Genomic DNA, 7,122 nt, shown 5'->3' on the forward strand with positions numbered 1-7,122 from the left:
AAGATCGAAGGTCAGACCGTGCTCGAGAACGCGTTCGCGCTCCCGCTCGGCCGGTCCTCCCAGATCCGCTCGCAGCAACAGCGCCAGTGCGGCTGGAAGCTGTCTTCCCTCCATGCTCCAGAGGTCGAGTGGTCGCCAAGGGCAAAGCAGCCGCGCCTTACGAGTTCAAAGCCTCCATCGTCACCAACAACCGCCGGGCTCCTGGCGGCCTGTTCGTGCTGCACGCCAGGGCGCTACCCGATAACCTCTACGACGATCATACCTTGCGGGACGTCATCGACCGCACCGAGACACTCACCGGCTGTGCGATCCAGCGGGCCTATGTCGACAAGGGATACCGCGGCCATGACGCGCAGAACCCCGCAGCGCGTCTTCATCTCCGGACAGAAGCGCGGCGTCTTCGGGGTCATCAAGCGCGAGCTGCGCCGCCGCTCTGCCATCGAACCCATCATCGGACACCTGGCCGATGGTCACCTCGGCCGCTGCTACCTCAACGGCCGCGCCGACGATGCGGCCAACGTCATCCTCCCTGCCGTCGGTCACAACTTCCGCCGCTTGCTCGCCTGGCTGAGGGTTCTTTGGTGCCTCTTCCTGGCCACCCTCATCGCGGATGTCAGCGACCGCTCATCCCTACAATCGGCTTCTTAACGGACGACTACTTACAGTCCTCCGCTTCTCTCGTGGATACCTTTTTAGAATACCGATCATGGTTCAAGACTCGTCAACGCTTTGCCAAGATGCCGCCTAGTTTCGTCGACACACCATCCAGAGATGCGCCCTGGAATTTCGATCCTCCCGTCGGCATGGTAGTAAGCCGCCTCCGGAGCTCCGGATACCTGTTAGCAATTGCAACATCGATGATTGTTGCTCGAGACAGATGGCACGGTATGCTCTTTCCTATTGCGCACTGATTGGCACCTGGGGAGCATTGCCGTGAGAAACGATACAGCTGTATTCGACGCTATTCGCCTCGACGCTGATCACGGAGAGAAGAACTGGGTCGGTCAAATGGGCACCCGCGAAGCGATAGCACGCGACCGTCTAGAGATTGACCCTGCATCGCTCGCCTATTGCCCTCACGAGTGGATCAACCACGAAGGCTACGTTGACATCGAATTGGTCCGCAAATACCCGTTGTTGGTTGCGCTCTGAGGCAACATGTCCCCGCCTCCCTCCGAAACGCTGGTTCGCCGGTTGCTGTTCCGCGCGGCTAAGCGTCGTCCGCGAGCTTTACTGCGGTCTTCGATACCGCACGCAACTGACACCGACCCAAATCGTGAACTCGCGCAGACCGAGCCGACTGCGATTTTGTTCTTCGTCTTTTTGTCCATCTTCATGCTTTTATACGCGATTGTCGAGAAGATGCACGTGCGGTAGAGACAGCACCTGCAGCCCTTATTGCTGTGACAATAATAGGCAGTAGCTTACCTGTCCTGTGAACCAAACCACGGAAGACACGCACCAACGAAGAGATGACGGTACTCGACGCACTATTTACGATCACATTCGCTTAAATCGTTCTAGCTCGCTCCTGGTCTTGCAGACTACAAATTGCAACATTTTAGGTTGCCTAAGGAGTTTTGATATAGGTCGTTAACGTACCGGATGGTTTCGCATGAAGTGCAGCATCGGGTAGCGCCGCAGATCGAAACATACTTTCATCATGTTTCGCGACTATCATATGCAAGTTTTCCCAAGGGGATGGACACCTAGGGTCAGCTGGAGTGGCTTGTTCGTGGCCTGGAGAGCGAGCTGAAAAAATATTCAAACTGAAGATTGTTGCACACGGCGGTCCGGGCTCTTTTACGCTCGGTGTGAACATGACGAGCGACAACGCAGCTCCGCTTGGAGGTTGTCTTCGTTCATTCTTCGAGAGCTCAGCATAGAGATTCTCCGCTGCGCCTGTGCGGCGAATGCACTCCATCGAGCGCCAAGCCGTCGAATCTGTAGAGCTGCACTTCCTCGTCATGCTGGCGGGAGTGGTCTGAGAGATTATCGAAGGCCACCCACGTGCCTTGAAAAGGTGGGCCGCCAGACTTGGGGGCATATCGCTGGCGGCCCGTGCCGGATGGATTCAAATTCTGGTCTTGAGTTCACTCTTGGGGGGAAAGACCAGCTCGCCCGGCGCCTCAAGCGTAGCCCGCGCCTACCATGGACGGCTACGCGATCGTCGAATTAACCTCACTTTGTAGGGTTACTCGCCCGCCCATGGTGGAGTTGTGGGAGGCGCGATCCGATTACTTCCCCCGCGCTGCGGTCGGCGTCAGGCCGAACCTACGGCGAAAGCAGCGATTGAAATAAGACAGGTCGTTGAAGCCGCAGGCAAAGGCGATGTCGCTGATGCGCCCCTGCCGATGAGCGAGCAAGCCGGCCGCCTTGCGCAGCCGCAATTCGATCAAGCGCGTGGTGAAGCTGGCGCCGGCCTCGAACAACAGCTCGTTCACATAGCGCTCGGAGAGACCGGCAGAAGTGGCGAGCTTTTTTGGGGAAAAATCCGGCTCGTGGAATCGCACCTCGAGGATTGACAAGACGGCTTTCAGGCGCACCGCACGCAGGCCCCGGCGCCGTGCCGCGACCGCGACGTCGCTGCGGGCGCCGAGGCCGATCGCGGCGAGATCGAGTAAGTGAGACGCGATCGCCATGCCAGCCTCGTCGGCGGCCGCGGGATGGCGAAGCAACAGGTCGCTGTAATCCATCACCAGCGACAGCGCGCCGCCGGGCTCGAGCTCGCAGCCGACGAGGTCATCGACGTCAGCGACCATCGCGCGCAGTGAATCGACCGGTAGATGCACATTAGTGAAGCGCTTCCGGCTGGCGCCGTCAGCGGCGAAGAACGGCTCGTCGAGCTTGAGCAACACCATCGCTCCCGGCCGCATGGTGAATTCGTGCCCGCGATGGATCACCTGCGAGGGACGATCGCCGCTGTTGCGCACGAGACAAAAGCGGTCGTCGCCGGTCTCGATCACCTGGCGTTTCTCGCGCCGCACCGTGACGAAGCTGCCGTCGCAGCGGCCGAGGAGGGTGGTGCCGATATGGATCGAGTTCATCGCGGCGCGAAACGGAACATCGGGGGCCGGGTCGAGCTCGCCAGTGTTGGAGAAATGCTCGAACAGCTCGGCGAAGCGGATGAAGCGCTGCCGGTCGGACAGATCCTTCGGCAACAGCTCGGTCGAGAGCGACTTCCTGACGACGGACATCGAGAACGACTTTTCTAAGAATGACTCTTCGAAATTCAAAAGGCGCGACACGCCGGGATCAATCAAGCTGCGCCGGTCAGTCCAAGCCGCGAAGTCGCGGGCGCCGGACAGTCCAAGACGGACCGCCCAGCCTTGTCCTATTCAAGCAGAGGATGCGACATCCCGCCACAGACAAATCGCGTCCGGGCAACTGGGCGGCCCCAGCCTGACGCCCGCTCGAGGAGAAATCGACATGCGAACCTCTCTACCCCGCAGCCTCGTGCTCGGCGGCGCCATCGCAACCAGCTTCTTTATCGGCTACGCGCTCGGCGCGCAGCCGCATATGGATGAGGCCATCGCGATCCTGCAATCGGCCCGCGCCGAGCTTGCCAAGGCCGAGCCCAACAAGGGGGGCCACCGCGAACGGGCGCTCGGGCTGATCGACCAGACGATTGCCGAAGTGCGCGCCGGCATCGCTTTTGCTGCCACCCACTGACGCGACAAGATCCAGGAGCATACCCGTGATCCGGACCATCTTTGCCGCGGCAGTTGCGCTCGGTGCGACCATCAGCTCTGCCCAGGCGATGCCGCTGGCGCCGTACGTTGCGCAAGGCAGCGGCGATGTCATTACTGTCGCCGGCGGCTGCGGCGTCGGCTGGCATCGCGGCCCCTATGGCGGCTGCCTGAGAAACTACGCCAACCCCGCCGCGCATGCCTGTCCGCGCGGCTACCATATCGGGCCCGGCGGCGCCTGCCGTGGCAACGGCAAGTAAAAGCCGGCTACCCAGCCGCCTCGCCACACGGATCATGCCCGGGCTAGCCCGGGCATTTCTTTTGCCGACGGTGACCTAATTCGACTGCCCCCCGCGAGACGGCCCGTTCTTGTTGCTCTGTCGGATCAACTCCAGGGGCGCTACCCCGAGCGGGTTTGAAGCATCCCGTCAAAATTTCGAGGGCCCATGACCCATCACGAGGGAGCGAAACGGTATCGCCGCGACACCGGACATACGCGTCCCGACCCAAAGGCGCGGACGTTGCCTGCGATGCCACGGCCCTATGGTCCGGGCTGGATGGGACGTGGCGCCGAAGGTCCATTCTGTCGTGGAGAATGCGGACAATTTCGATCGTGGTTTCGGCGCGGTCCGGTACGTCAGAAATGGCTTCCGCGACGGTCCCGGCGCGCAATGTGCAGTATGCGAAGGCCCCATGATCTGTCTCGTGCCTTGGAGGCCGCTACATTGGGCCGTCGGCTAGCTCCCCGAGCCAAACCATTCGTAAAGCCGCAACGACGAGAGATAGGAAGCATTGATGCCCGGTACCCGATCCGGGGGCGGTGAGAAGGTGACCGAGCGGGCCGATGCGCTTTTCAAGCCCGAAGCGACGGCTGCCGAAGGAAATCACACTGCCTGCCTTTCGGGATTGGGGCCGAGAACTGGGCCTTGTTAGGCACCAATTCTAGTCGCTGCGCGTCCTGAGCAGAGCCGCGCCCGGGCCGTTCGCATCACGTCCGGCTCGCACGGTGTACGCTGTCCCAAGTGTTGCTTCCCCGCTCGACTGTCCTCAGCAGATTTCATAAAGGAGTATGGTCGGCTGAGGAGCGAATCGTCGATGGGAACGTGGTGGTATTTCAGATGGGCTTTGTCGAACATTTGGCCGGGGCGAACTGAGTTGCACTTAATTTGCGATGCGATCCGCCTCCGCCGATCGGTTCTGGCCGCAGTTCTCGCCTCTCTTGCAAGCCCTTGTTTTGCCGAATCTACCACCACAATCCCGGCGAACAATCCGCCTGCCCAGCAAAATTCGCTTGTCGACATGCTCGCGCTGATGTCGGGCCACTGCAAGACGTTGAAGGTCGCGGGCCACCCCTTTGCCTGCAAGACTGTGGCCTTCGCCCATGACGACAAGGGCCGGGTCAATTTCGCCGTTGCCGTCGATGACCCCAGCGACGAGAACCACGTCGTGTCGTTCTCCGGCGAGAATGGCAGGCGGGCTGATGACAATTCCTACGAACTGCCGATCGATCGCGTGCTGCTCAACTCCAAGGACCGACCGAAGGTCGACGGTCTGCCGGTCCCGGCCGAGCAGAGTTCCACCGGCACCTGCCGCCAGACTGGCAATTTCGCCGCCAGGAAGGTGAAGGACATCACCTGCTCGGCCACCGACAGCGAAGGCCGGACCTATGAACTGCTATTCGTCTCCGACGGCACGCCGGTGAGCGTGCGGCGCATCCGGCAGTCGTCGCCGTCAATCCAGGATCCGTTCAGATAACGGCCTGCTAGTCGCATCTCACGTTCATCTGGACGGCGCGCATTCTTAGCGTGGAAACTCCGCCTGGACCGTAACCTCCTACTGAGTATTTCCTCCAGAAGGAGTTAGAGTCCGCCGCGAAGAAGGACGGACAGATGAAGCGAGCACGGTTCACGGAAGAGCAGATTTTCGCGGTGTTGAAGGAGCATGAGGCCGGGGCGAAGACGGCCGATCTGGCTCGGAAGCGCGGCCACTGCCCTGCCCCGCTGCATAGCGGACCGCGTCACTGTTGATTGGGGCGATGATGACGGCGTCGCTGGCGAACAGGGCTTCCGACAGAGGAAGCACCGTCCCTCGAACCGGACACGGATCGGTTGCCGCGAGGAGAATGCGGCCGTCGAACCGGCGATGGCTCCTGTTTTGCGAAAGTCAGCGCATAGCTCTCTTTCGGTACTCCGGCTTGAAGCGGCCAATTGAAAGCCGGATGGCCACCGAGCGGCACCGGCAGTCTCCTCGCCGGCGTTGACGATCTTCAGCACCACGTCGTGGCCGTTCAGCGTCGAGCGTGTAAGTCACGGTCAACCGAAACGCGAAAGGATAGAGCGCGCGCGTAGCCTCGCTGTCTTCGAGCAGCAGGACGCAACGCCTCTCGCCGCGCTCCGTCCACGCGAAACGGCTGTCGCGTGCGAAGCCGTGCTGATTCATCCGGTACGTTTTGCGCCGGTGGCGCAGTTCGTCACTGGCGCGGCGCCCGACGATCGGAAGCAAGAGCGGCGCATGCGCGGCCGGGCGGGCCCGGCCTGCCTCAGGAATTCGGTGCCGTCCTTGTGCTTAAGCGAGCACATCTCGGCGCCGTGCGCGTTGGTCGTCGCGGTGAAGGAGCCGCTGCGCATCGGGTGCCTGTCGTTGGTCATGACGGTCTTCATAGTGGGCAGCGAGTCTGACGGACAGCAGCAACCTTATGTTACCGGATCATACCGCATTGGAGACGATTTTGCCCGCATCGGCGTGAGACGGCGGAAAAGCCGCGAAGCGCGGCTAGCTGCCGCTGATTCCGCTAGGCCTCGGACGACCGCCCGACGCTCTCATAGGCGAAGCCTGCCGCGGCCATCTCTTCGGGGGGATAGATGTTGCGGAGATCGACAACGACGGGCTGAGCCATGATCGCCCTCAGCCGGTCCAGATCGAGCGCACGGAACTGGACCCATTCGGTGACGATGACTATTGCATCGGCGCCTTGCGCGCAGGAATAGGCATCTTCGCAATAGGTGATGCTGGGCAGCTCACTCTTGGCCTGCTCCATGCCGACGGGATCGAAGGCCTTCACCTTCGCGCCCATGTCGAGCAGACCGGTGACGAGCGGGATCGACGGCGCATCGCGCATGTCGTCGGTGTCGGGCTTGAAGGTCAGGCCGAGCACCGCGATGGTCTTGCCGCGCAAGGAGCCGCCGAGCGCCTGGCTCACTTTTCGCGCCATCGCGCGCTTGCGGTTCTCGTTGACTGCGAGCACGGATTCAACGATGCGCAAGTTGACGTCGTAGTCCTGCGCGATCTTGATCAGCGCCTTGGTGTCCTTGGGGAAGCAGGAGCCGCCGAAGCCGGGACCGGCGTGCAGGAATTTCGTGCCGATGCGGTTGTCGAGGCCAATGCCGCGGGCAACCTCCTGCACATTGGCGCCAACTTTCTCGGAAAGATCCGC

8 protein-coding genes and 2 pseudogenes are annotated in these 7,122 nt (G+C 61.6%); 6 read left to right on the forward strand and 4 right to left on the reverse strand.

The genetic code is table 11. The features are described 5' to 3' along the window. Both L6637_RS41950 and L6637_RS41955 read left to right on the forward strand, forming a co-directional pair. Positions 1-648: pseudogene (locus tag L6637_RS41950) on the forward strand (transposase family protein); the annotation flags it as partial. A 285-nt stretch (positions 649-933) separates the two neighbouring features. Continuing rightward, positions 934-1,152: a hypothetical protein gene (locus L6637_RS41955; protein WP_237874418.1), complete on the forward strand. Its 219-nt coding sequence runs from the start codon at positions 934-936 to the stop codon at positions 1,150-1,152. A gap of 1,085 nt (positions 1,153-2,237) precedes the next feature. Here L6637_RS41955 and L6637_RS41960 read toward each other — a convergent pair. Next, on the reverse strand, positions 2,238-3,197 hold the full coding sequence (locus tag L6637_RS41960) for a helix-turn-helix transcriptional regulator (RefSeq protein ID WP_237874420.1): 960 nt from the start codon (positions 3,195-3,197) through the stop codon (positions 2,238-2,240). A 232-nt stretch (positions 3,198-3,429) separates the two neighbouring features. Between L6637_RS41960 and L6637_RS41965 the strand changes: the two genes are divergently transcribed. From L6637_RS41965 to L6637_RS41980, 4 genes and pseudogenes are all read left to right on the forward strand, one after another. Next, complete coding sequence (locus L6637_RS41965) at positions 3,430-3,672, forward strand: hypothetical protein (RefSeq protein ID WP_237874422.1); 243 nt, start codon at positions 3,430-3,432, stop codon at positions 3,670-3,672. Between the two features lie 25 nt (positions 3,673-3,697). Next, a complete protein-coding gene (locus tag L6637_RS41970) occupies positions 3,698-3,949 on the forward strand; it encodes a GCG_CRPN prefix-to-repeats domain-containing protein (protein ID WP_377803228.1) in 252 nt (83 codons plus the stop codon). Between the two features lie 916 nt (positions 3,950-4,865). Next, a complete protein-coding gene (locus L6637_RS41975; RefSeq protein ID WP_237874426.1) occupies positions 4,866-5,444 on the forward strand; it encodes a hypothetical protein in 579 nt (192 codons plus the stop codon). Between the two features lie 134 nt (positions 5,445-5,578). Further along, positions 5,579-5,698: pseudogene (locus L6637_RS41980) on the forward strand (transposase); the annotation flags it as partial. 154 nt (positions 5,699-5,852) lie between these two features. Here L6637_RS41980 and L6637_RS41985 read toward each other — a convergent pair. The 3 genes from L6637_RS41985 to L6637_RS41995 form a co-directional block, all read right to left on the reverse strand. Continuing rightward, positions 5,853-6,191 (reverse strand): aldose epimerase family protein, encoded by a 339-nt coding sequence (locus L6637_RS41985; RefSeq protein WP_237874423.1) that lies wholly within the window; start codon positions 6,189-6,191, stop codon positions 5,853-5,855. Next, positions 6,125-6,337 carry a hypothetical protein gene (locus tag L6637_RS41990; protein ID WP_237874427.1) on the reverse strand — a complete coding sequence of 71 codons (213 nt, stop codon included), beginning with the start codon at positions 6,335-6,337 and terminating at the stop codon, positions 6,125-6,127. Before L6637_RS41990 ends, L6637_RS41985 begins: the two co-directional genes overlap by 67 nt. 143 nt (positions 6,338-6,480) lie before the next feature. Next, on the reverse strand, positions 6,481-7,122 hold a 642-nt coding region (locus L6637_RS41995), incomplete at its 5' end, for a nucleotide sugar dehydrogenase (protein WP_237874424.1).

The sequence above is a fragment of the Bradyrhizobium zhengyangense genome, from assembly GCF_022012435.1.
In the GTDB taxonomy this organism is placed as follows: domain Bacteria; phylum Pseudomonadota; class Alphaproteobacteria; order Rhizobiales; family Xanthobacteraceae; genus Bradyrhizobium; species Bradyrhizobium zhengyangense.

What these genes read in the sequence shown, in the direction of transcription:
- L6637_RS41960 (WP_237874420.1), bottom strand. Translation starts at nt 3,197, where the DNA reads ATGTCCGTCGTCAGGAAGTCGCTCTCGACCGAGCTGTTGCCGAAGGAT.
- L6637_RS41965 (WP_237874422.1), top strand. Translation starts at nt 3,430, where the DNA reads ATGCGAACCTCTCTACCCCGCAGCCTCGTGCTCGGCGGCGCCATCGCA.
- L6637_RS41990 (WP_237874427.1), bottom strand. Translation starts at nt 6,337, where the DNA reads ATGACCAACGACAGGCACCCGATGCGCAGCGGCTCCTTCACCGCGACG.